Annotated in this window: 15 protein-coding genes; 7 read left to right on the forward strand and 8 right to left on the reverse strand. The window is 68.4% G+C overall.

Annotated elements, in window-relative coordinates; genetic code table 11:
• Window positions 1–121 precede the first annotated feature (121 nt).
• Window positions 122–1,048 (forward strand): DUF2167 domain-containing protein, encoded by a 927-nt coding sequence (locus FHS28_RS10215; protein ID WP_246409884.1) that lies wholly within the window; start codon window positions 122–124, stop codon window positions 1,046–1,048.
• Window positions 1,049–1,119: 71 nt separating this feature from the next.
• On the opposite strand, the gene FHS28_RS10220 is transcribed toward FHS28_RS10215, so the two are convergent.
• The 6 genes from FHS28_RS10220 to FHS28_RS10245 form a co-directional block, all read right to left on the reverse strand.
• Window positions 1,120–2,739, reverse strand: a complete 1,620-nt coding sequence (locus FHS28_RS10220) for a CYTH domain-containing protein (protein WP_088452989.1) — start codon at window positions 2,737–2,739, stop codon at window positions 1,120–1,122.
• Between the two features lie 121 nt (window positions 2,740–2,860).
• Window positions 2,861–4,738 carry an alkaline phosphatase D family protein gene (locus FHS28_RS10225; RefSeq protein ID WP_184294510.1) on the reverse strand — a complete coding sequence of 626 codons (1,878 nt, stop codon included), beginning with the start codon at window positions 4,736–4,738 and terminating at the stop codon, window positions 2,861–2,863.
• Window positions 4,735–8,661, reverse strand: a complete 3,927-nt coding sequence (locus tag FHS28_RS10230) for an alpha/beta fold hydrolase (RefSeq protein ID WP_184294512.1) — start codon at window positions 8,659–8,661, stop codon at window positions 4,735–4,737. The genes FHS28_RS10225 and FHS28_RS10230 overlap by 4 nt, the downstream gene beginning before the upstream one ends.
• A gap of 94 nt (window positions 8,662–8,755) precedes the next feature.
• Window positions 8,756–10,555: an ATP-binding response regulator gene (locus tag FHS28_RS10235; protein WP_088452984.1), complete on the reverse strand. Its 1,800-nt coding sequence runs from the start codon at window positions 10,553–10,555 to the stop codon at window positions 8,756–8,758.
• 176 nt (window positions 10,556–10,731) lie between these two features.
• The gene (locus tag FHS28_RS10240) at window positions 10,732–13,209 is read right to left on the reverse strand and encodes a two-component system response regulator (protein WP_184294514.1); all 2,478 of its coding nucleotides are present in this window, start codon (window positions 13,207–13,209) and stop codon (window positions 10,732–10,734) included.
• Complete coding sequence (locus tag FHS28_RS10245) at window positions 13,202–14,737, reverse strand: sensor histidine kinase (protein ID WP_184294516.1); 1,536 nt, start codon at window positions 14,735–14,737, stop codon at window positions 13,202–13,204. The genes FHS28_RS10240 and FHS28_RS10245 overlap by 8 nt, the downstream gene beginning before the upstream one ends.
• A gap of 981 nt (window positions 14,738–15,718) precedes the next feature.
• On the opposite strand from FHS28_RS10245, the gene FHS28_RS10250 reads away from it, so the two are divergent.
• The 6 genes from FHS28_RS10250 to FHS28_RS10275 all read left to right on the forward strand — a co-directional run bounded on the left by FHS28_RS10250 (window position 15,719) and on the right by FHS28_RS10275 (window position 20,711).
• A complete protein-coding gene (locus FHS28_RS10250) occupies window positions 15,719–16,279 on the forward strand; it encodes a cytochrome b (RefSeq protein WP_088452978.1) in 561 nt (186 codons plus the stop codon).
• Window positions 16,280–16,465: 186 nt separating this feature from the next.
• Window positions 16,466–17,044 (forward strand): YceI family protein, encoded by a 579-nt coding sequence (locus FHS28_RS10255; protein ID WP_088453163.1) that lies wholly within the window; start codon window positions 16,466–16,468, stop codon window positions 17,042–17,044.
• 60 nt (window positions 17,045–17,104) lie between these two features.
• Window positions 17,105–17,674, forward strand: a complete 570-nt coding sequence (locus FHS28_RS10260; protein ID WP_088452976.1) for a YceI family protein — start codon at window positions 17,105–17,107, stop codon at window positions 17,672–17,674.
• A 174-nt stretch (window positions 17,675–17,848) separates the two neighbouring features.
• Entirely contained in the window at window positions 17,849–19,384 is a 1,536-nt protein-coding gene (locus tag FHS28_RS10265) for a sensor histidine kinase (protein ID WP_088452974.1), read from the forward strand.
• On the forward strand, window positions 19,381–19,821 hold the full coding sequence (locus FHS28_RS10270; protein WP_088452972.1) for a hypothetical protein: 441 nt from the start codon (window positions 19,381–19,383) through the stop codon (window positions 19,819–19,821). The genes FHS28_RS10265 and FHS28_RS10270 overlap by 4 nt, the downstream gene beginning before the upstream one ends.
• Before the next feature lie 68 nt (window positions 19,822–19,889).
• Window positions 19,890–20,711, forward strand: coding sequence for a LytR/AlgR family response regulator transcription factor (locus FHS28_RS10275; RefSeq protein WP_088452970.1), 822 nt, complete (start codon window positions 19,890–19,892; stop codon window positions 20,709–20,711).
• A gap of 39 nt (window positions 20,712–20,750) precedes the next feature.
• Here FHS28_RS10275 and FHS28_RS10280 read toward each other — a convergent pair whose 3' ends face one another.
• A complete protein-coding gene (locus FHS28_RS10280; RefSeq protein ID WP_088452968.1) occupies window positions 20,751–23,411 on the reverse strand; it encodes an O-antigen ligase family protein in 2,661 nt (886 codons plus the stop codon).
• The gene (locus FHS28_RS10285; RefSeq protein WP_184294518.1) at window positions 23,408–24,133 is read right to left on the reverse strand and encodes a lysoplasmalogenase; all 726 of its coding nucleotides are present in this window, start codon (window positions 24,131–24,133) and stop codon (window positions 23,408–23,410) included. The genes FHS28_RS10280 and FHS28_RS10285 overlap by 4 nt, the downstream gene beginning before the upstream one ends.
• Window positions 24,134–24,171 lie beyond the last annotated feature (38 nt).

Raw genomic sequence — 24,171 nt, forward strand, 5'->3', positions numbered from 1 at the left:
ACAAGGGGGACGGTGCGGTTCTCCCTCCCCGCGGTTCAGGTTTTGCTGGCTAGACTCCCGGCCTCAGGTCCGCCAAGGGGCCGCCACAAGACCATTCAAACATCCCATCCGGGAGGGAAACATGAGCTCCAGCATCTGGGCCGGCATCGTCCGCGCCTGTGGCCGCCGCATGGTGTCGGCCGTTTTTGTGGGCGCCAGCCTGATCAGCCCGCTGGTGCAGGCTCAGTCCGCACAGGCCCAGGCTGAAGCCAAGGCTGCCTGGGACGAGGCCGGCAAGGCAGCCGTGAGCGGCCCGCATGACATCACGCTGGCCGGGCAGGCCACCCTGCATCTGGCGGACGGCAAGGTCTTCATTCCCAAGGCCCAGGCCGCTCGCCTGCTGCGCGCCATGGGCAACCCCGGCGACTATGCCGACCTGGAAGGTCTGGTGATGCCCAAGGGAGAAGAAGACTGGATGGCCATCGTCCGCTTCGAGAAGTCGGGCTACATCAAGGACGACGACGCCAAGCACTGGGACGCGGAGGACCTGCTCAAGAGCTACCGGGAAGGCACCGAAGCCGCCAACAAGGAACGGGTGAAGATGGGCGTGGGTGCGCTGGAGATCGTCGGCTGGGCCGAGCAGCCGCGCTACACCGCGAGCCATCATCAGCTGGTCTGGGCCATGAGCACCCGCGACAAGGGCGCGGCTGCGAATGAACCGCAGGGCGTCAACTACAACACGTATGCGCTGGGCCGTGAAGGGTATGTGAGCCTGAACCTGGTCACCGGCCTGAACAGCCTGGCCAAGGACAAGCTGCAGGCGCAGGGCATGCTGTCCGCGCTGGAGTTCAACAGCGGCAAGCGTTATGAAGACTTCAATGCCAGCACCGACCATGTGGCCGAGTACGGCCTGGCGGCGCTGGTGCTGGGTGCCGGCGCCAAGAAGCTGGGGCTGCTGGCCATCGTCGGCGCATTCTTCGCCAAGTTTGCGAAGCTGATCCTGATCGGCGCGCTGGGGCTGGGTGGCGCGTTCATGAAGCTGTTCCGCCGCGACAAGTCTGGCGCCTGAGCGAACGCTTCACTCGGCAGGGAGGACCTTTCATGGGGCGCCTCTCTGCTGGAGATCATGAGCGCAGCGCTTCAGCGCTTCAGCCGCTTCACCCGCCGCCGCATGCGACCCAGCGCGGCATCGCGCACCGGCAGCAGCCATGCCAGCTCGAAACCGGCCCGAGCCGCGTCATCGGCGCGGCCGGTCGCGACGGCACGGACCAGCGCAGCGCGGGCCTGAACCAACCCCATCTCCAGATCGTTCAACTCGCCCAGGGGCTTTTGCACCGCCTGCACCCGGGCCATCTGTTTGGCGGTCTCGCGGGACGGACCCTTGTCGATCGCCTTCAAGCCGCCCGTCATCTCCAGCGCCATCTTCCATCGACGCAGACGCCGACGCAGGTGATGTCGCCCCTGTACATCCAGCTTGTCGAAGCGACGCGCCAGATGCAGCGCCTTGTCGCCCAGGCGGGCCACTTCCAGCACCACCGCCTCGATCGGCCCGTGCATCGGCCCACCGCGCACCAGCCAGGCCACGATGGAGAGCATCCAGCCCTGCCACACCCGATCGGCCAGCAGCTCCGACGGCGGCGGTCCTTCCAGCGGACGCGGGCACAGCGTGGCAAGCTCGGCCTCTGCGGGAACGGCAACGGTGGCTTGCTGCCACGCCTGCTCCAGGTCATGACGCCACGGCGCCAGGGCTTGCGCGTCGGCATCCCGTGCAGCGGCGAGCAGGCGGCCCAGCTGCCGGGCGCCTTCAGCGAGGCTGCGTAGAGCCCAGAGATCCGCCTCCGGATCGGTCTGCGCATCGGTCTGCAGATCGGTCTGCGGTTCGGTTTGAGGACCAGTCCGCGCCACCGCCGCCAGCAACTCCACCCCCACGCGCAGACGCCGCAGCGCCACACGCAGCTGATGCAGATGTTCCGGCTGATGAATGCCGGTCAGGATCTGCGACGCATTGCCGATCACCGGTTCCACCACCGACTGGAGCAGCGTCGCCAGGGCCTGCGCCTGGGTCTGCCCGGCGCGCCATACCGCAGGCGCACTGGCCTGCATCGGCGCGGCCGCTTCTCCACGCGCCAGCAGGTCCCCCCGCAAGGCCTTGGTGCGCAGTTCCAGCGTCAGTCCGAACTGCCCGATGGCCCAGTCACGCGCCACTTCCAGCACCGCGCGCGGGTCGCCCTGCTTCAGTTCGATCTCCAGTTCCGCCACGGGCGTGCGTCGCTCATCCGGAAACTCGCCCGCCAGCAGTGCGCCCCGGTCCAGCGCCAGCTCCACCTCGCCGTAGGGCGTTGCGAATGCACGGCTGAGCCGCTCAATGTCGGTCCGGAACAGCGCCTGCAGCGCCGGTTGCCCCAACCGCTCCAGCAGCGCCATCAGCCCTTGCCCGGCGGGATGGTCGGCATGTCGCGACAGGTCGAGCGCGGGGACAGGGCCGGGCACGGCGTCGCCCACCGGCACGTTGTGCTCCAGACGGGTCATGCCGTCCGGGGCCGCGCCTTTGAGGGTCTGCACCCAGGTGTCGCCTTCCAGCCGCAGGCGCAGGGCGTAGCCCGACCTGGCCAGATGGCGCTCCGGCGTGTCGAAATAGCTGGCCCGCAGACGCTCACGATGGGCGCCGGTGCCTGCAGCATCGGCCTCCCCGTGGACCCAGCGGTGGACCGCCTCCCATTGCGCGGGAGGGACCTGGAAGCGCAGCTCGATTTCTTTCATGGCGAGGGCAGTGTCGCACGGGCGCCGTTCCGGCCCCGACCCACGCTTGGGCGAGGGTTGCCCCGCCGGGTGACGCGCCACCCCGAACCCGAGATCCAGCCGCAACCGGCCGTTCGTGCACTCACGCGAACACGGGTGCAGGGTCTATCGCGACCGCCGCGCCCAGACCCAGGCTCAGCCGTGCCACCGGCGCTGGCCGATCCGCGCCCGCGCCCTGCTGCCACAGCGGCTGCTGCGCCCGGTCAAACCACAGATGCAGCTCGCCTCCCACCACGGACAGCACCGCCACACCGTCTCCGGGATGGTCGTGCCAGGCACTCACCTCACAGCGCAAGCGCTGGCCTTCGGGCCCGTCGAACTCGAACACCTCGGGCGCCGCCAGCTCTTCCACGGCCGTCACCGCAAAGGGCCAGGGCGCGTACAGCGCCGAACTGTGGATCGAATGCACCAGTACCGCCTCCTGCGGTTCGCCGGCGACGGCCTGGATGCGGGCGCTGATCCAGCCGGAGCGATGCTCATCCCCGGAGAGGAACACCAGCCCCTGCGCACGCTGCCGCCAGATCTCCCCCAGCAGTTCATGCTGGCTGTTCGGATAGCCGTCCCACGCGTCCGATCGCAGGCAGCTGGCCGGATGCTCCGCCGTCGTGCGCCGCCGGGGCAGTGGGAGGGATCCGCACAACATGAAGCGCGGCCGTCCCTGGCTGCGGCCCAGCCAGTCCGCGAAGGCATCGCGCTGCGCTTCACTCCACATTCGCGCCCGGGACCAGTTGGCCGCGCGCCGCGCTTCCCGTTCACAGCGGGCATCGGCCACAAAAAAGGCGCCGCCCTGCCAGTCAAAGTCGTGCCACAGGCACCGGGGTCCCCCGGTCCGCGGCCCGGCTTCCCAGCGATGATCCCAGGCCGCCTGCCGGGCTGCTTCGAACCAGGGGCCGACATGGCCGCCCGCCTCCGGCTCCCAGTTGTCCACGATCTCGTGGTCATCGACGCTGTGCACGATGCGGCGCACCGACGGCGGCAGATGCCGCACGGGACCGGCCTTGAATTCCCCGTAAGCACGGCCGTAGCGCTCGATGCCGCTGCGCGAGTCGGCCAGACCGCCACTGGCATCGGCATAGATCTGGTCTCCGGCCAGCAATACGAGCGACAGATCCCGCCCGTCCGGATGGTGGCGGGCCCAGTGATGCAGGCGGGCCATGGCGGCGAACGCTGGAGCCGCCTGCGTCGGATCGTCATTGCAGCCGGGGCTGACATCGAGCAGGCCGGGCGGATATTGGCAGGCCGCCACGGCGATCGTCAGCGGCGGCGTGGCGGCCACCTGGGGGCTCGGCACAAAGCCGTGCCGCCATTGAGAGGGCGGCAGGTCCAGCAATTGCAGCAGCGCGCCTTCCATCTGCTCGCGCAGTTCTTCTCCGGCGAGAGGATGCAGGCAGCCCTGGTGGACGCCTTCGAGTGCCATCGCGCGAGGCTCGAGATAGACCGCCAGCAACAGCAGGCCGGGCCAGGGGCGGTGGAGGTCGCTGCCGGATGCCGCCTGCGGCTCCTGCAGCTCCTTCGCTTCGGGCGGCGCGTCGGCCTCGTGCGCGAGATCGGCGTTTTTGCCGGGCGTCGCCAGCGGTTCAACGCCATGGCGCATGCCTGGCGTAGCCTCTCTCGCGTCCGCGTGAATGCCTGCATTCAGCGGCGCCGGAAACTCCTCCAGCGGCACGCTGAAGCGCCACGGGTCTCCGGGCCGCCCGCGCGATGGCGGCACCCAGGGCTCGATCAGCAAGGCACCCGGCAAGCGCTCATACACATCGCCGCCATGCCAGGCCATCGGCACCCGCAGCCACCAGCGCGGCCATCCCAGCTCCGGCTTGACCGCCGTCAGCAGCGGCACCCGGCCCGCCTGCGGCGGTCCCTGTTCCACGCGATGCCAGGGCGCTTCGACACTGAGCAGCAGTTGGGCCATGGGCGTCTCCCTGGGGGCGATGCGTGCATTCATGCAGGTCTCGAGGCTCATGCGGCCTCCTCGGACATCACCGCGGGCACCCCCCCGCCGCGTGCCGCCGGCGCTGCCGGCCGGTCAGGTTCCGCCAGGAACTCCAGGACGGCGGGGAACACACGGGTCTGGATGTCCCGGCCGATCAGGCAGTCCTGATGGCCGTGGCCGGCGATGATGCGATAGCGGTAACGGTCGGGCATGGCCTGGTCGTAATAGTCCTTCAGCAGCTCGGCGCTTTCGGCACTGCACAGGCCGTTGTCCTCGCCATGCAGCGACAGCACCGGGAAGGCGGTCAGCAGCGCCAGACTCTTGGCCAGGCTGTCCAGGTAGAAGCTGGCGCCCTGCCAGTCGGTGATCTCATGGCAGCGTGCGAAGTGCACCGCCTGGGCGACCGTGTCCATGTTGAGCGGGCCGAAGTGGTCGTCGATGAAGTCCAGCACCGGCTGATCGACATTGGTGATGGCGAAGTCGCGCCCATACAGCAGGTCCATCCGGTGGCGCGTGGCCGTCCATGGCGTGCGGCGGATGCTGGGTGGCGGCGGATTCTCGAGATCGAACTCGCGGTCCGGATACGGCAGGCTGGACAGCAGGCGGTCCATCACCTGGTCCATCAGTCCCGGAGGACCTTCGGGACGGAAGGAGAAGTCCTGCAGCGGCAGGTAGGGCCGCAGATACTGCATCAGCACGCCCCGCAGGCTGTTGGTGGGAGACATCACCATCAACGGCGTCACCTGCGAAATCACCAGCTTGCGGATGCGCGAGGCCAGCTGCCGGCGCAGCGGATAGAAGTGTTCCCACGGCTGCTCACGCTCTTCCAGCAGCGCCATGTGCAGCATCACCGAGCCCATGCAGTGGGCAAACATGCACAGCTGCGGCTGCCCGGTCTCCCGCAGTACCCGGTCCACCGCCAGCGGAATGTCGTTGAAGGCCGCCTCCTCGAAGGTCCAGGGCAGACGTGCGGTGGGCAGGCCGGCGCTGGTGCGCATGTCCGCGATCCACACGTCGTAGCCGGCGTCCCACAGGATCTTCGCCGGCCCGGGTTGCACCGAATGATGGGCAAATGTGCTGCCGCTTGCGCTGTAGCCGTGCAGCATCAGCACCGGCACACCACCCGGACGGGCATAACGGGTCAGGCGCACAAGCACCGGCCGCTCATCGTCCGGGCCCTGCCTGTGGCGCAGGTCCTCGCGCTGGCGGCCGGCGTCGCCCCAGCGGCCGGCCGTCATCTCCAGAATGGATGGCGTGGGCAGGCCGGGTACCGAGCCCGGCAGCCGGTCGATGGTGCGTGCTGGCGCCACGTCCGGTTTGCGGAAGGTCCACGCATGCAGGCCGATGGTCATGCGGGCCAGATAGGCGACCAGCGCGCCGACGTCCCGGATGGCGCTGGGCGAGTCCTGCGCCTGCCGGATGCGCAGCAGCGGCATCCGCTCGCGGGCGAGGTAATGCAGGTCCAGGTTCAGCACGATGTCGGACTGGCCCGGCGGCGGCAACAGGCCCGCCCCCGGCGCCATCACCAGACGGCTCAGCTGCGTCCAGGGATTGCCGCGGCGGGTGTAGCTGATGCGCTTGCGGCCCTGCAGCCGGGCGCCGGCCAGGGCGCGCGCCCAGCCGGGCAGCGAGGGGTCGCCCTCCGCCACCTGTAGGTCGTAGCGCATCAGCCGCACTTCGCCGGCATGGCCTGACAGGTGCCAGGCATTGACGATGCGGTCCCACACCCCGGCCTTCGGTTCTCCGGGGCGCTTGGGGGCGCTGCGGCTGGACAGCCAGTCCAGGCTGCCCTGCACCGCATCGCGGTAGCCCCGGTTCATGACCCAGGCGGCGAGTCCACGCAGATGCCGCCGGAGCGGGCTCGACGCCTCGCGCTGGAAGGGTGTCAGCGTGCCGGCGGTCAACGGCAGGCACAGCACCGCATTGCGCTCACCCCGCTCCTGATGCCACCACAGGCGGCCGTCCCCCTGTGACGGGCCCACCACCTCATACTGGCCGGAGGACGTCTCCCGGGCCTCGTACAGCCGCAGGAAGCTGCCAGGCGCCACGGTCAGCTGCCGCTCCGGGCCCGGCCGCAGCAGCTCGGTCAGCACCTTGGGCTGGTAGAGGAAGCCCAGTTCCAGATATTTGACCGCGCTGCCGGGCGCGCCAGGCACCCGCACGAAACCGCCCAGGCGCTCGCGCACCTCGATGGTGGTCGGGATCTCGGGGGCGGGGGTGCTCAGGTCGCGGAAACGGGGCCGCACCGGCGCCTGACGGGCTGCCGCGGTGGGCGCCTCCAGGCCCCACAGGCGGGCCAGCTGGTCGAGCGCCCGCATCGCCAGCGCCGTAATGGTCAGGGCGGGATTGATGGCGAGCGAGCTGGGCACGATGGCGCCGTCCAGCACCACCAGGTCGTCAAACACCCCTTCCCCATCGGCATGGAAGACCTGTCCGATGTCGTTGACCACCCCGTCGCTGCCCCGGTCGCCCATGGCACAGCCGCCCAGCGGATGCACACTGATCATCGGCCCCTTGGCGTCATTGAGCAGGAAGGCCATTTCCGGCGGCAGCAACTGCCACAGCGGATTGCGCAGCAGGCGCGCCTGCTCACGGGCCAGCCGACGCTCGACGAACTCGTGGCGACGGGCAATATCGGGCTCTGATTTCAGCCCGGGCCAGACGACGCCCAGCACGCCGGGCTCATGGCTGTCCCTGGGCAGCTCGAGACGACCGGTGCCACTGTCCCGGCCGATGAGGGCCAGCGGCAGATAACGCTCGGTCACGCCGGGCCGCACGGCGAACGGATCATCGAAGTCGGCGCGCTCCTCGTGGTCACCGGGGTGGGCGCGGCCCAGGGCATCCAGGGTGGCGGCGAATGCGAAGCTCTCTTCAAATACGGTCCGCAGCGGGCCGGGCACCGCCAGATCTTCGACGACAAAGTCAGCGTCGCCCTGCATCACCGCGGTGATGGTGGGACCGACCTGGCGCTGCGCAGGCGCCTGCTGCTCATCCGCCACCGCATGCAACGCCGACGGCCAGGCCTGGCCCACGGCAATCACATCGCCATTGCCCGAAAACCGCTGCCCCAGCAGCCGCGACACCTTCAGCCCGCGACGCTGTGAGCGCATCAAAATCTCGGTGGAGCCCAGGCTCCCGGCGGCCAGGATGACGCGGCGCGCATGCACGACAAACGGCTGGCCCTGACGCCGCCGCAGCAGCTCGTCGGTGTGCTGCACCATCACCTGCCAGCCCCCACCGGGCTGGTGCTCCAGATGCTCGACGCTCGCGCCGCAGACCATCTCCGCCCCGTGGCGCCAGGCCTGCAGCAGCAGGCCGGTGTCCAGCGACTGCTTGGCTTCGTGATTGCATCCGGTGGCGCAGTCACCGCAGGCCACGCAGGGCTGGTGCTGCCATTGCGCCGCACCGATGGGCTGCGTGTCCATGGCCACCTGCACCCGCGCGGGTCGGGTGGCGTCGCCGCCGAGGGTCTTGAGGGCGTCCAGCCGGCGGGCCGCATGGCCGTGCAGGCGCACGATGGTGTTGTCGCCGCGGGCATCACGCACACCGAGCAGGCGCTCGGCCCGGTCAAACCACGGGCTCAGGTCTTCCTGAAGGAAGGCGCGCGGCCAGCCCGGTTCCCGGAAGCGTTCCGGCGCCGGGCGCTCCATCACCCCCGCATTGATCAGCGATCCGCCGCCCAGGCCGTTGGCCAGGGCCACGCAGACGTCCGGGCCCAGCCGGAGATCAAACAGCCCTTCGCGGCGACCGGTGGGCTCCGTTGCACCCGCCATGGCCATCCGCACATGGCCCGCCAGATCGGCGAAGCGGCTGGGGAAGGCGCCGGGCAGGTATTCCCGCCCCCGCTCCAGCACCACCACCGACAGGAGCCGACCCTGCGCATCGCGACGCCCGGCAAGGGCATGAGCGGCGGCAGCACCCCCGTAACCGCTGCCCACGATGAGCACGTCCACCTGCGGGAGCGCGCCTCCATCCCCCGATGTGACCCAGTCCTCCAACGGTCGCGACAACCAGCGCGTCCCGAAGGGGCGCGCGCGGACAGGATCATCAGACGGGGCTGGCGGCACCTCCCCGAACACTGTGGACATCGGAAACCTCCCTGCGCTGCCCGGCCAAAGCCGCTTGCATGGCGCTGATCAATTGTTCTTCGCTCACCGGCTTGTGCAGCAGCGTCAGGCCCGCTTCATGGGCTTCGCGCAACCGCTCCGGGGCGGTATCTCCGCTGACGATCAAGGCCGGCAGGCCCGGAAATGCACTGCGCAGGGAGCGTACGGCGGAGATGCCGTCTTCGCCACCCCTCAAACGGAAGTCGGTCAACAACAGATCAGGGGTTTGCCCCATGCTTTTGAGCAAGCCTTCACGGGTAGAGCCCGCAACCAGCACCTGACAACCGTGGGCCGACAGCAGCGCCTGCATCGCCACCCGCACCGGCTCTTCGTCGTCGATCACCAGCACGCGGATCGGTGGCAGGGCGACGCCGGTACGTTGCGCCTGGCCCGGCTGGACCTCGGAAAGATCGGCCGCCGTCATGTTGAGCGTGAAGCTCGAGCCCTGGCCGGGTACCGAGCGCAGGGCCAGGTGAAGGTCCAGCAGGTCGACCAGACGGGTGACGATCGACAACCCCAGTCCCAGACCCTTGGCGCGATCGCGCTCCGGATTGCCCACCTGGTAGAACTCTTCAAAGATGCGGGCCTGTTCATGGTCGGGAATGCCCATGCCGGTGTCGCGCACCGCCAGGCGCCACAGGCCCTCGTCCTGACCGCGGCTCACCTCCACCGACACCTCGCCCTTGAGCGTGTACTTGATGGCGTTGTCGATCAGGTTGCGCACCACCCGTTCCAGCAGCACCGGATCGCTTTCGACGCAGGCGTCCGGCGGGCAGTCCAGGCGCAGCACCAGATGCTTGCGCTGGGCCGCCGGCTGGAACTCGCGCTGCAGGCGGGAGAGCCAGGGTTGCAGGGCAAACACCTGGTTGTTGACCGGCACCACCTGGGCGTCGAGCTTGGAGATGTCGAGCAGCGCGTCCATCTGGGACGACAGCGACTGCAGCGCCAGGTTCATCTGGCTGACGATGAGGTTGCCCTCTTCGTCCATCGGCCTTTTGGCCAGGGCCGCGCCGAACAGCGACAGAGTGTGCATCGGCTGGCGCAGGTCATGGCTGGCGGAAGCGAGGAAGCGGGTCTTGGCCGCCATCGCCGATTCCGCCTGCGACAGCGCCTGTCGCAGCTGCTGGTTGCTCTTGATCTGCTGCTGCCGGATGAGCACCGATTCGGCAAACACCCGGTAGGTGTCCTTGGCCAGGCTCACCAGGATCAGCGCAAAGAAGATGATCAGCGCCGACAGCAGCACGTCCAGCCAGGCATCTTCGCCAGCCACACCGCCCAGCCCCCAGGCCAGTGCATTGGCAATGGTCACCGGCCACAGGAAGGCCTGGAACACCACACGGTGTCCGGCGGTGGTGGCCACCGCGCCGGCGCACAGGCCCAGCAGCACGATGGTCTGCACCGTGCGCTGGAAGTCGGTGAGCCAGGGCGCCACGCCGAGCGACGCCGCAAACACCGAGCCATTGAGCAGGCTGAGCCCGACGGCCCAGCGCATGCGGTGGGTCAGCGGCTCCTCATGCATTTCCGGCAGGCGGCCCAGCATCCACCAGCGCAGGGCCAGCACTGCATACACGGCCATCAGCCACGCCAGCGCCAGGCCGGTGGGCACCACCGACATGCTCATCAGCGCCAGCGCAAGCGCCGCCAGACCGACCGGATACGGCACCCGCCGGCCCTGCTTGGCGATCAGCCGCAGCAGCTCCAGATCCAGACTGGACTGTTCGGTGCTGCGGTCAGCCGGCATGGCGGAGGGAGGCGGCAGCGCTGCGCTGCCACTCGGGAGGTTTCATACCCACTTCGATTTGCGATTGCAAATTTTGGTAATGCTTGTCTAGGCCGGGCAATATATCGTGAGCTTGTGTCAGACCCAAGGACTTCCCTCCCGAATCCCTGCGATCCAGCCACCCCTCGCGCAGCGGTTCACGACATCAGCAGGCGGGCCAACGCCTCGGGCGGCATCGGCTTGTGGAACAGATAGCCCTGCGCCTGCATGTCGGCCAGCGACAACAGCCATTGCTGCTGATCGAGGGTTTCCACCCCCTCGGCGGTGATGTCCAGGTTCAGCCCGCTGGCCAGCGCCACGATGCTGCGCACCACCGCCTGCGACGAACCCAGCTGGGCCTGGCTCTGGATGAAGCTGCGGTCGATCTTGAGCCGGTCCATCGGCAGGGCGGTCAGTTGCGCCAGCGATGAAAAGCCGGTGCCGAAATCGTCGAGCGCCAGCCGCACGCCCAGATCGCGCAGGCGCCGCAGGGCCAGCTCGGTCGAGACCTCCTGGGCGATCAGGGATTCCGTCAGCTCCAGCTCCAGCAGATGCGCCGGAAAGCCGTGGCGGGCCAGGGTCTGCGCCACCCGGGTCGGCATGTCGTCCTGGTCGAACTGGCGCACCGAGACATTGACGGCCACCCGCAGCTCCGGCAGCCCCTGCGCGCGCCAGGCGGCGGCCTGCGCCACGGCCTGGTCCAGCACCCAGGCGCCGATGGCGATGATCAGGCCGGTGTCCTCCGCCACCGGAATGAAACGGGCCGGCGGCACCTCGCCCATCTGGGGATGCGCCCAGCGCAGGAGCACCTCGGCACCAACGATGCGCCCGCTGCGCAGGTCCACCACCGGCTGCCAGGCGAGCCGGAACTCCCGCTGGTCCAGTGCCAGCCGCAGGCCTTGCTCCAGCTTGAGCCGGTGGCTGGCCACATCCGCCATGGCGGACTTGAACAGCACCGCACGGCAGCGGCCGCGGGCCTTGGCCTGGTACATGGCCGCATCGGCAGCGCGCAGCAGGGTGTGCGGGCTGTCCACCTGGCCCGGATACAGCGCCACGCCGATGCTGGCGGTGATCAGCACCGTTTGATGCGCAGTCTGCTGCGCCAGCGCGTCGGACGACGGATGCTCCGGCCCGCCGCTGCCGGAGCTGACGGGGCCCGGGCCGGAGCCGCCGCCGATATCCAGCAGCACCGGACGCGCCACCGCCGCCAGCAGCTTCTGCGCCACCTGCAGGGCCGCATCCTCCTGCTCCATCTGCCGCAGCAGCACCACGAATTCGTCGCCCCCCAGCCGCACCGCCACATCGTCCTTCCGCAAAAGGCCCCGGATGCGCGTGGCCACCTGCCTGAGCAGGTCGTCGCCGGCATCGTGGCCCAGCGTGTCGTTGATGGTCTTGAAGCCGTCCAGGTCCATGAAGAACAGCGCCAGCGGACCGTCCGCCGCCTGCAACGCCTGCTGCAGCAGCACCCGGTTGCCCAGGCCCGTCAGCGCGTCATGCAGCGCCTGGTGGTGCAGCGCATGCTGCGCCTGCCGGATTTCGCTGATGTCGGCAAAACTCAGGACGTGGTGGCTCGCCACGCCTTCGTCGTCCACCACGGCGGCGAAGTGCTGCAGCGCAGGAAAACAGCTGCCGTCGCGGCGCCGGCAGGTCACTTCCCCGTGCCACTGGCGGGCGCCGGGCTCGCGCACCGCGTCGCCCTGACGACGGGCGAAGAGGAACTCGTCCGGCTGATGGCCGATGACGTCCTGCATCGCCCACCCGGTGAGCTGCGCAAAAGCGCTGTTGCAGCTGAGTACCCGCTGGTCGCCGTCCAGGAACAGGATGGCTTCATCGGTGGCGTCAAAGGCGACCGATGCCTGGCGCAGCCGGTTTTCCCGCTCCACCCGCTCGCTCACGTCCCGCACCATGCCGATGACCAGCCCCTCCGGCTCGAAGTGCCGCGCATGGATTTCCAGCCAGCGCCCGGGTTCGTCCTCGGGCTGCCAGGCGCAGGTCAGGTCCACCGGCGTGCCCAGCTGCAGCAAGGTCTGCAGCGCCGTCTGGCCGCGCGGCTCCAGGCCGCGGGTGAGCTGGCCGAGCGTTTCCGCCTGGGTCAGGCCGCGCAGCTCAGGCACGGAGTCCTGACCCACCCAGCGCAACTGGTGGCCGGTGGGACCCGCGTGCAGTTCCAGCACCGCCAGGCGTGCCGACTCCAAGGCGAGGCGCAGCCGCCGTTCCGCGTCTTCGGTCTGGCGCTCCGCCGCCCGCCGCACCATCGCCATGCGGACCGTGGCATTGAGCTCGCGCAGCTCGAAGGGTTTGAGCAGGTAACCGTAGGGCGCCGCTTCGGCGGCGCGCTGCAGCGTTTCGGGCTCGCCGTAGGCGCTCAGGAAGATCACCGGCACCTGCAGCAGCTCCCGCAGTTGCCGCGCGGCGGAAATGCCGTCACTGCCGCGGTCCAGATGGATGTCCATCAGCACCAGGTCCGGCTCGGCATGCCGCGCCAGCTTGAGGGCATCCGGCTCATTGGCGGCAATGCCCACCACCTCGTAGCCCAATTGCTCCAGACCGGCACGCAGGTCCAGCGCCACGATCCGCTCGTCCTCCACGATCTGGATGCGCACCGTGCGCCTGGAAGCTTCGGCCAGTTCAGGCATTTGTATCCCCTTCGACGTCCAGCGGCCAGGACAGCCGGGCACAGGTTCCGCCATGGCTGTCCAGGGTCAGGTGGGCCCCGCATTGATCGGCCAGCAGCGGCAGCAGCTGAAACCCCAGGCTGCGGGCGGCCGACAGGTCCAGGCCCGGCGGCAGGCCCACCCCATCGTCCGCCACTTCCAGCCAGGGGCCCGGCGGCTGCGGTGGCGCTTCACTGCCGTCCACCACGCCGTCGGTACGGCCGCCCAGCCGCACGCTGACGGAGCCGGTCCGACCCTCGGGGAAGGCGTGTTTGATGGCATTGGTCACCAGCTCGGTCACCACCAGGCCGCAAGGGATGGCATGGGAGAGGTCCATGCGCCAGGGGTGGCCGGACGGCACTTCCACCGCCAGCTGGATCTGCTCGCTGGCGCCCATGAAGGTGTGGCGCAGCAGGTGGACCAGTTGGCGCAGGTAGGGGCCCATGTCCAGCGCACTGAAGTCGGCGCGTTCATACAGCAGCTGATGCATCAGCGCCATCGAATGCACCCGGCTCTGGCTGTCCCGCAGGGCATCCCGCACCAGGCCGTCGGCATGGCGCGCCTGCAGGTTGAGCAGGCTGCTGATCACCTGCAGGTTGTTCTTGACCCGATGGTGCACCTCGTTGAGCAAGGCGGTCTTTTCTTTCAGGGCCCGCTCGATCTGCTCCTGCGCCGCCCGGCGTTCGCTGACGTCGTTGATCGTGATCAGCACCTGCTGGCCTTGAGAATCCGGCATCGGGTTGAGGCCGATCTCCACCGCGAATTCACTGCCGTCCCGGCGCAGGGCAAACAGCTCCTGGCGTTTGGCCATGTAGCGCAGGGTCGGATGGCGCATGAAGTCGCGCAGATGCTGGTGGTGCACCCCTCGGTCGCCCTGCGGCACCAGCGCGTGCACCGACAGGCCGGTCAGCTCATCCTGGGTGTAGCCGAACATGCGAGCCATGCTTTCGTTGGCCAGCACCAGCCGGCCGTCTGCATCCACCAGGCCCATGCCGATGGAGGCGCCTTCAAAGGCCCGCCGAAAACGGTCCTCACTGCGGGCCAGCGCCCGTTCGCTGTCGCGGCGGGCGCTGATGTCCATGCCGGAGGCGATGAGATGGGTGATGGTGCCGCGGTCGTCCACCAGCGGGGCGAGCATGAAATCCACATCCATGCGGGTGTCGCCGGCCATGCGCGCCACCACGTCTCGCCGCACCGTGTCGCCGGTCGCCACGCGGCGCACCGCATCCTCCATCCAATGCACCAGCAGCGGGTCGTGTGTCCACCAGGGCGTCTGCCAGAACGGCCGGCCGATGACGTCGTCCTTGGTCAGACCGCCCGCTTCCAGCGGCGCGCGGTTGGTTTCGATCACCCGGCCGTCCGGCAGCAACACACCGACGAAAACAAACAGGTTGTCCAGCACCCGCCGAAGGGGCGAGCCGCCGTCGATGCCGCTGGAGCGAGCGCCCGGTCCGCCCCCCTGCGCGAGCGCCCGTTCCAGCGAGGCGATCGAGTCGGAGACATCGTCCATGCGCGAGATCGAAGGGGCCGGCCATGCGGCCGGACGGGCTTCGCCAGACATCGGACCTCCCTGCGCGCCGCCGGGGCGTGCTTGTCAATGCGGATGACGGCGGACTGCCGTCAGCAGCCATCCACAGCAGTCAGCCGCAATCGCGGCGCAATGCGCTTCATTGCATCGTCATTGCAGTGGCGATTGAATGGGCCAGTCAGCTCCTCAGTCACTCCGCCACTGACATTGCATTGCAACGGGCCACGGCCGTGTGCCCCTTATATCAAGCGGGAAGGGGCATGTCATCGGCTGCATGAACGATGCGCACTGGGGCGACAGTGAATCAGCAGGATCTCCCGACGCAGCTGATAGAAGCGATAAGTCTGCAGTGCGGTGGCGCTAAAGCAGCTAAAGCAGATAAAACTATGCCGACCCCCTCGGCCCCAACGGGCTCCGGCAGGTCGGCATAGCACTCCTCCCCTTGATCACGACGCTGAGGTCCAGGCAGCGCGCGATCGGGATTGAGTATGCGCAGCCGTCGGAGTCGCAACCATCCCCCTCAAGGGGGAACCCGGAAGTCCTGCGTTGGGGTCAGGCGGTGACAGGCCGGCGGGCGGACACTGGGACGTCCAACCGCGACGTTTCTGGATCGCGCCGGAAAGAGCCGGCATGCGTCCAGGACGGTCCTGAAACCGTCCCCGATCGCCTGTCGGGTCCCCGGCTTCGGCTCGCTCTGCACACAAATCGGGACAGCGCTATGCTTCGCGCCATTCTGGCGTCACCCCCGGGCGGCGCATGGCTCCGTGGCAGACATCTGAAGTCGGGGACACCATGTCATTCAAATCCACTGAACAATGGCCTCAGTTCCGGTGAACCGACGACCCCGCCGGCGGCAGGACACTGCCAGCCATGCAGACAAGCGGTCGGGCCGATGTCAATGACACACATCAACATCCGATCACGGTCCACCCTCTTCCTGCAAGTCACCACGCTCCAACCGCCATGACCACCGCCCGCTCTTCCTTCAAGCCCGCCAAGATCCGCTACGACGGATTCGCCATGCTGCTGCACTGGGTGCTGGCCGCCGGCATCATCGGCGCCTTTGGCGTCGGCCTGTACATGACCGACCTGCCCTTCTCGCCGATGCGGCTGAAGCTCTACAACTGGCACAAGTGGGCGGGCGTCACCATCCTGGCCCTGTCGGCCCTGCGCCTGCTGTGGCGCCTGACGCACCGTCCGCCAGCCGACCTGCCGATGCCCGCCTGGCAGGCCCGCGCCGCCCATCTGGTGCACGGCCTGCTGTATCTGGCCTTTTTTGCGGTGCCGATCAGCGGCTGGGCCTACAGCTCGGCCGCCGGCTTCCCGGTGGTGTGGTTTGGCGTGCTGCCGCTGCCCAATCTGGTGAGCCCCGACAAGGCACTGGCCCACACCCTGAAGGAAGTGCATGAGCTGCTGGCCTATGGCCTGGCGGCCCTGGTGCTGGCCCACCTGGGCGCGGTGGTCAAACACATGGTGCTGGACCGGGACGGCCTGCTGCAGCGCATGCTGCCAGGCCGCGGCTGATGGCCCCCTGAGGCCGGCGGTCCTGCCGCCGCCTCTCCCACCAATTTTTTCTGATTCCTTTTTTCGTCGAGGTCTTCCATGAATGCACGTCTGACCCAAGGCCTGTCCTCCCGTCTGGCCACCTCCCTGTCGGTGACCGCCCTGGCCTTGGCCAGCGCTGCCCTGATGCTGTCCGCTTCGCCGGTGATGGCCCAGTCCAAGCCAGCGGCCAAGCCGGCCGCCAGCGCCGCGGCCACCACGCCGGCAACCGCCGCGCCCGCCGCCGCTGCCAAGCTGGTGCCTGCCGGCAGCGACCTGGTCTTCACCTTCAAGCAGATGGGCGTGGCGGTGGATGGCCACTTCAAGCGCTTTGATGCGCAGCTCGCCTTCGACCCGAAGAAGCCGGAAACCGGCAAGGTGTCGCTGACCATCGACCTGACGAGCGCCACCCTGGGCGATCCGGCCTTCGACGCCGAACTGCTCAAGCCGGAATGGTTCAACGCCAAGAAGGTGCCGCAGGCGACTTTCCAGTCCACCGCCATCAAGGCGCTGGGCGGCGGCAAGTTCGAGGCCACCGGCAAGCTCAACATCAAGGGCCAGGTCCGTGATGTGGTGGTGCCGGTCGCGCTGACCCAGGCCGGCGGCACCACCACCGCCACTGGCGTGGTGGCCATCAAGCGGCTGGACTACAACATCGGCGACGGCGAATGGAAGGACACTTCCATGGTCGCCAACGATGTGCAGGTGAAGTTCAAGCTGGCCTTCACCGGCGTGGCACCGCTGTAAGCCTTCGCTGATCCCTTTTCATTTCCTCTTTCCCACCAACCCGTTGATCAAAGACGCACCATGAAAAAAGCACTCATCCTTGCTTCCCTGCTGGCCCTGGGCGCTGCGGCCCAGGCTGAAACGGCCACCTACAAGATCGACCCGACGCACACCAACGCGACCTTCGAAATCATGCATTTCGGCACGTCGACCAACCGTGCCCGCTTCGACAAGAAGGAAGGCACCGTCGAATTCGACCGCGCTGGCAAGTCCGGCAAGGTGGACATCAGCTTCGACATGACCGGCATCAACAGCGGCACCCCCGCTTTTGACAAGCACCTGTCGGGCAAGGATTTCTTCGACGTGGCCACCTACCCCACGGTGAAGTTCGTCGGTGACAAGTTCACGTTCAACGGCGACAAGGTCACGACCGTGGCCGGCGAGCTGACCATGAAGGGCAAGACCGCACCGGTCACCCTGAAGGCCACCAACTTCAATTGCTACCAGAACCCCATGCTCAAGCGTGAAGTCTGCGGTGGCGACTTCGAAACCGTGATCGACCGCACGCAATGGGGCATCGACTACGGTCTGGCCTATGGCTTCTCCAAGGAAGTCAAGATCGTGATCCAGGTCGAAGCCGTCAAGCAATAAGCGTCGCTTCCCCCTGCCCAAACGCCCCGGCCTGTCCGGGGCGTTTGTTTTTTTGCGGGCCCGCTTTGTCGCGGTCTCGCGCAGTTCATGCCGCCGCCATCACCGTGTGTCGCCCCCCGGGGTCGACGCCCCTGGGACTTGCGTACAGTGCGAGGCATCAGACAGGTCCGCCCCATGAACGCCCCAACGTCCGCCTCCCCCACAGCCGCCCAGCGCTGGCAGCAGTTCAGCCGCAACGCCGAGCAGGGCTTCCACGCCTACGCCAGCTGGCTAGTGTCCATCACCTGGAAGCGGTTCCTCGTGATGTCGGTGCTCCTGATCATCGGCGCCAACATCCTGCAGGGCATTCCGCCGTTTTCCTTCAGCTGGCGCGTCGCGGAAGACGTGGAAGAGACGCCGAAGCGGACGTCCAAGCCGGCCAAACCGGCCAAGCCCGCCAAGCCGGTGGAACTGGGAAGCCAGCGCTCGTCCATCCCACCCGCCGAGCCGGAGGCGCCGTCTGCTCCCGCCGCCCCGTCGCCCGGCGGCGTCGCCAGTGAGCCGGGGACCGGTCACAGCGACGCCAAGAGCGAGCCCAAGGGCGAAGAAGGCCTGCGTTACGAAGTCCAGATCGACAGCCGGGGCGTACGGATCGTGCCGCGCGGCGGTGCGACGGCGGCTTCCGGCAGCGCCGCGGCCGGCAGCGAGGGCGCCTCGTCCGATCTGCCGGTGGTGGACATCCGCATTCCCAACGAGAAGCAGCGCGAAGCCGTCCGCGAGGCGGTGGAAGATGCCCGCCGCGCCTTGCAGGAAGCGGCTGAAGATGCCCGTCAGGCGCAGGCGGACGCCGACGAAGCCCGCCGGGAACTGGAAGCCGCTCGCGAAAACGCGGTCGAAGGCAGCAGTTCGGACGCCATCGACGCGCCCCGGGTCCGGTATCGCCGGGTGCACCTGGGCGACTTCCTGGACAAGCTGGCGGTGATCTTCGTGCTGGCCTCCGCCCTGCTCAAGGCCACCTACAAGGGCCGCATCCAGGCGGAAGCCAAGGCCGCCCAGGCCACTGAAACCGCTGAGGCCGAGTCGCTGCGCCGCCAGGTGGTGGAAGCCCGAATGGCCGCGATGCAGGCCCAGGTGGAGCCGCACTTCCTGTTCAACACCCTGGCCTCCATCGACCATCTGATCGAAACCGACCCGCCGCGCGCCTCCCAGATGCAGCGCAACCTCATCGCCCTGCTGCGCGCCTCCATGCCCACCATGCGGGAGGCCAATGCCAACGGCGGCGTGCGGGAACTGGGCCGGGAGATGGCGGTGATCCGGCCCTACCTCGACATCCTCCAGATGCGCATGGAAGAGCGGCTTCAGCCGGACATCCAGGTGCCGGATGGCCTGCTGTCGGCGGAATTCCCGCCCATGATGATCCAGGGACTGGTCGAGAACGCCATCAAGCACGGCCTGGAACCCAAGGCCGAGGGCGGCAGCCTGAAGATCAAGGCGGAGGTGGTTCACGGCAAGCTGTCCGTCACGGTCGCCGACACGGGCCTGGGCTTCGGCCGGGCCGCCACCTCCGGCACGGGCGTCGGCCTGGCCAACATCCGCGAGCGGCTGTCGCTGCTCTATGGCAAGACGGCCAGCCTGACGGTGGCCGAGAACCAGCCCAGCGGCACCATCGTCACCATCACGGTCCCCTACAAGACCGCCCACGTTCACCAGGAACAAGGAGTGCATGCATGAAAACCTTCTTCAAGATCCTGCTGGTCCTCGGACTGGTCATGGTGCTGGCTTCGGTCGCGACCGGCGTGGTGCTGCTGGGTGCGATCAGCGATGCCGACGGCATGCACATCGTCATCAACGGCCAGGAGTGGAACGGCGGCACGCTGGAGATGGGGGATGCCTTCGGACTTTTCCTGGCGGTGATGATCTGCGGCCTGGTGGCCTGCGTGGTGGTGCCGCTGGTGCTGCTGCTGGGCGTGGGCCTGCCGCTGCTGCTGGTGGGTGGGCTGTTCGTGCTGTGCATGGCGGCCGTGCTGGGTGCCGGGGCCGTGCTTGGGTCGCCGCTGCTGCTGATCGCGCTGGTGGTCTGGCTGCTGGTGCGGGACCGTACACCGCGCGCCAGCCGGCGCGCAGCGCGCGAAGCCCGCCGGATGCAGCAGGCCCATCCCCAACCCTGAGCGGCAGGCGTCCGCAGTTCAGTAGTGCCCCGCTGTGCACCGCGTCCCTCCTTGCCTACCATCCCAGCATGAGTACCCCCAATGCCCCCCGCGCCGTCCTGGCGGACGACGAACGCCTGATGCGCGAACAGCTGCGCAGCCGCATCGCCGAGGTCTGGCCTGAACTGCAGATCGTCGGCGAAGCCAAGAACGGTCTGGAAGCCGTGGAGCTGACCCGCCAGCTCAAGCCCGACCTGGTGTTCCTGGACATCCGCATGCCCGGCCTCACCGGCGTCGAAGCCGCCCGGGAGATCGCCCAGCTGCCCGATGATGACGACTGGGCCGTGCCCGAGATCGTGTTCATCACCGCCTACGACCAGTACGCCGTCGAAGCCTTCGAGCAGGGCGTGTGCGACTACGTGCTCAAGCCCGCCGAGCGGGAGCGCCTGGCGGTGACGGTGGAGCGCATCCGCAAGCGGCTGGCCCAGCGCAGCGGCGAGGCGGAGCCGGAAGGTCCGTCACAGGGCACCTTGCAGCAGCTGCTGCACAACCTCTCCGCGCGAGTGAATCCGCAGGGCGCGCCACGTTACCTGCAATGGATCCAGGCCTCCGTCGGCCAGACCATCCAGATGATTCCGGTGGAAGACGTGCTGTTCTTCATCAGCGATGAGAAGTACACCCGGGTGCAGACGCCCACCGTCGAAGCCCTGATCCGCAAACCGATCAAGGAACTGGTGGATGAGCTGGATCCGGCGCTCTTCTGGCAGATTCACCGCTCGACGCTGGTGAATGTGAAGGCCATCAATGGCATCACCCGGGACTTCCGCGGCCGTCAGCTGGTGGGCGTGCGCGGACTCGACGAGAAGCTGGAAGTCAGCCGCAGCTACACCCACCTGTTCAAGGGCATGTAAACCGGGCCAGGACGCGCGGCGTCCGGTCCAGCGTCAGGTTCAGCGCCCGGTGGAAGGCCCGAAACGCGACGGCAGATACGAACGACGCGGCGGTGAGGGCCGGCGGTCGTCGTGCTCATGGTCGTCGCCGGCAAATCGGGTCTCCAGCGCTTCTTCCTCATCCGGCTGTTCGCCCTTCTTCAGCCGACGCGACGGTGTGCGCAGGCCCAGGGCCAGCGCCAGCATCGCGTAGAACAGGAAGCCGACGCGAGGCGCGTCGATGAGGCTGTCGAACAGCCCGACGATCATGAAGGCCGCCAGGGCGCCGGCCGTGGCTGGCGCCAGCGGATGCCGGCGCGCCGCCCCCAGCGTGCAGCGCCACAGCGCGCTGGCCACCAGGCCCAGCCACAGCCCCAGTCCCAGAACCCCCTGCGCGAACAGCACATGCAGCGGCAGGCTCTTTTCGTGGAAGGGCATGTGCACCCGGTCGCTGGAGAAGAACCAGCGGGCCATGCCCTGGCTGAAGTCGCCATTGCGCAGCAGGCTGCCGTGCTGGCTGTCGGCCATGTCCACCGAACGCAGCTCCACGAGCGACCCGCGCCAGTTCAGCGCGATGGCCGCCGTCAGCTGACGCGGCAGCCACCGGCTGCCGCCGAAGTCCTCCGGCGCCTTGCCCAGCGGCAGGCGCACCACCTGCCAGGCGCCGCCCTGCGGCTCCACCTCGACCTGACGGTCCAGGCAGCGCAGCGGGTAAAGCAGATGCTTCTCGCAGATCTCGACGCGCAGCTGGGTTTTCTGGCGCGTGCGCAGCACCACCGCTGCCGCAACGTCACCGCCCACCGCGCTGACGCGCTGGCTGAGGCGGTACAGCTCACCGCTGCCCAGCGTGTGCAGGCCGCTGGTGAGCGTCACGGTGGGGGTGTTGACGGCCGGGAAACCAGCGCTGTCCAGCGCGCCCGGCACTGCATCGGTCGAAGGCGAATTCCAGCGATGGTCCCCCACCCGTTCTTCAAAAGGTCCCTGATTTGCAAAGCTGGCCGGGAAGCGCCCGGTGCCCTGCCCCAGCAGCCACGCATCCATGCCCTTGAGCAGACTCAGGCTCAGGCTCCAGTGATGCAGACGTCCCTCCAGGTCCTGCTGACCGGTGGAGAGACGATGGCCGATGTAGCCGCCGCCGCCCAGCGAGGCCACCACGCCGCAGACCAGCAGGCAGGCGGTCCACAACATGCCGCGCACCCGCCAGCTGGCTTCACGCACCGCATCGGCCGGGCGCACCGGCCATTGCAGCGCCAGCCAGGCCAGGCCGGCGAGCAGCAGCACCGCGCCGGTGGCGATGAGGTCCTTGCCTTCGCTCCACTGCGCGGCCACCAGCCAGGTCGCCGCCAGCGAGGACAGCCATCCGGTGGCGAGCAGGAAGGACTGACCGGGGCGCGACACCCCCTGGCGCCACAGTGCACACAGGCTCAGGGTGAACAGCCCCACCGCCAGCGCCACTGCGTAGGACAGCTTGGGCACCGCACCAATCAGCATGGCGCCGACCCCCGCCACGCCCAGCGCAATCAGCAGCGCGAGCGACAGGAAGGTGCGATGCTGGTTCACCGGCCAGGCGCCGCGCCGAGGTGGCATGGCCACCCACAGCCCGAGACTGGCGGCCAGACCGACCAGGGCGCGATACCCGCCAGCGCCAAACAGTACCCACGCCGCCACGCCGACCGCGGTCAGCACAGCGATCGAGGCTCGCAGCGGCAGCGCGGCATCTCCGGGCAACTGTCCCGGCGCGGGCACGCCGTCCTCGGACTGACCGTGCCGGCGTTGCACCGCCCACAGCAGCGCGCACAGGGCCAGGCCGACCGGCACCGCGAGATACACCCCGCGCGAGAAGGTGGTGAGGCAGGCATAAAAGCCCAGCAGCATCACGCCGAGGGCCGCCACAAAACGCCAGGGACGACGCTCGCAGAGCATCCACAGCAGCGCCATCGGCATGCTCAGCGCCAGGCAGCCGTCCAGTGCCGCACCGCCCACATGCATCTCCCAGAACCAGGAGGTGGTGCGGTAGTCGGTGGAAAAGTCCAGCAGACCGGTGTAGATGAACCGTTCCCAGACGGCGCCCATCGAGGCAAAGATCAGCACCAGCACCCAGGCGCCCCGGCTGAGCCGCAGCACCGCGGCCGGCCGCAGGTCAGCCGCCCGCAGCCACAGCGGCAGCAGCAGCAGCACAAGGAACAGGCTCTTGCCCAGCCGCAGGCTGTTCATCGACTCCAGGTAACCCTGGTAGTAACCGAGCTGCAAACCGCCTGCGTGTTCCACGCCGCGCCAGATGGAAATCAGCATCGACAGGGTGAAGACCGCCAGCAGCACGCCCACCGCCGAGCGCCAGCGCAGCGCGCGATACCGCCAGGGCACCGGACGCCGAGTCGGCTCGGTGATGGCCAGAGCCATGTAACCGCCGGCCGCCACCGCCAGCACCAAAAGATCCAGTTCTTCGAAGCTGATCCAGCCGGTCCAGGGCGCGAAGCCGATCAGCGGCACGACCGCCGGCAGCAGCATCGGCAGCACCTGCCAGCCCAGGAAGCTCAGGGCTGCCACCACCGCCCACAGCGTCAGCATCAGCGGCGGCTCGACCGGATAGTGGTGCACCAGCATCACCCCGAAGGTGCCGCAGGCCAGGGACGCGAACAGCGCCAGGACGGCCGAAGGCCGCAGGGGAATCATGAAGTTCATGCAGCGCTCAATTCGCCTTGCCCGCCCAGACTCTGGGCCATGCACCATTGGGCCGGCCAATAACTGGCCAGCACCCACAGGCTCGCCTGCGACACCGGACCGGCGAACCGATCAATGGCCAGCATGGCATCGGAAAACACAAACAGCGTCCCGCCCCAGGCGGCCCAGCGGGCGCGCAGCTCCCCCGGATCCCGTACGCTGTGACGCCACCAGGCCCAGGCCTGAGACGCCATCAAGGTCAGCGCCACGACATAGACAAGGACTGGCACCTGGAGCGCCGCCGGCACAAAGGCCCACAGCCGGCCCAGCACCATGGCCGCCACGATGCCGAACAGCAGGAAGGGCCAGCGCACCGCCGCAAAACGCACCCGCGAACAAAAGCCCAGGATGTAACAAACGTGCGCGATGAGGAATCCCACAAGCCCGGGGAGGAACCCGGAAATCGGGAACAGCAGTGCAATATCACCGGCCAGCGAGAACATCAGGCCGGCCAGCAACCACCGTGTCAGGCGCGAGGGGCTGCCCCGGTCCGTGGGGCTGACCCCGCCGGCACCCCGGCGCCACGCATGCCAGATGATCAGCAAGGTGGTCAGCGGCTTGAAGACGAAGCCCCAGACCGCCGGCACCTGCGGCGGCTGTGACAGCGCCATGATGGCCAGGGCGGCGCTGATCAGGGTCAACAGGGGCAGGCTCAAAGAGGTCCGTTGGACGGCGGCGGTCATGTCCGGCATTTTGCCGTTTGCGACTGACAATCACCTCG

This window comes from Roseateles terrae (assembly GCF_014192155.1).
GTDB classification, from domain to species: Bacteria; Pseudomonadota; Gammaproteobacteria; order Burkholderiales; family Burkholderiaceae_C; genus Roseateles; species Roseateles terrae.

Bases quoted from the DNA above. Each gene is read 5' to 3' on its own strand.
- FHS28_RS10285 (WP_184294518.1), bottom strand. From the start codon at position 24,133: ATGACCGCCGCCGTCCAACGGACCTCTTTGAGCCTGCCCCTGTTGACC.
- FHS28_RS10265 (WP_088452974.1), top strand. From the start codon at position 17,849: ATGAACGCCCCAACGTCCGCCTCCCCCACAGCCGCCCAGCGCTGGCAG.
- FHS28_RS10255 (WP_088453163.1), top strand. From the start codon at position 16,466: ATGGCCCAGTCCAAGCCAGCGGCCAAGCCGGCCGCCAGCGCCGCGGCC.
- FHS28_RS10235 (WP_088452984.1), bottom strand. From the start codon at position 10,555: ATGCCGGCTGACCGCAGCACCGAACAGTCCAGTCTGGATCTGGAGCTG.
- FHS28_RS10260 (WP_088452976.1), top strand. From the start codon at position 17,105: ATGAAAAAAGCACTCATCCTTGCTTCCCTGCTGGCCCTGGGCGCTGCG.
- FHS28_RS10220 (WP_088452989.1), bottom strand. From the start codon at position 2,739: ATGAAAGAAATCGAGCTGCGCTTCCAGGTCCCTCCCGCGCAATGGGAG.
- FHS28_RS10240 (WP_184294514.1), bottom strand. From the start codon at position 13,209: ATGCCTGAACTGGCCGAAGCTTCCAGGCGCACGGTGCGCATCCAGATC.
- FHS28_RS10250 (WP_088452978.1), top strand. From the start codon at position 15,719: ATGACCACCGCCCGCTCTTCCTTCAAGCCCGCCAAGATCCGCTACGAC.
- FHS28_RS10275 (WP_088452970.1), top strand. From the start codon at position 19,890: ATGAGTACCCCCAATGCCCCCCGCGCCGTCCTGGCGGACGACGAACGC.
- FHS28_RS10215 (WP_246409884.1), top strand. From the start codon at position 122: ATGAGCTCCAGCATCTGGGCCGGCATCGTCCGCGCCTGTGGCCGCCGC.
- FHS28_RS10280 (WP_088452968.1), bottom strand. From the start codon at position 23,411: ATGAACTTCATGATTCCCCTGCGGCCTTCGGCCGTCCTGGCGCTGTTC.
- FHS28_RS10270 (WP_088452972.1), top strand. From the start codon at position 19,381: ATGAAAACCTTCTTCAAGATCCTGCTGGTCCTCGGACTGGTCATGGTG.
- FHS28_RS10245 (WP_184294516.1), bottom strand. From the start codon at position 14,737: ATGGACGATGTCTCCGACTCGATCGCCTCGCTGGAACGGGCGCTCGCG.
- FHS28_RS10225 (WP_184294510.1), bottom strand. From the start codon at position 4,738: ATGAGCCTCGAGACCTGCATGAATGCACGCATCGCCCCCAGGGAGACG.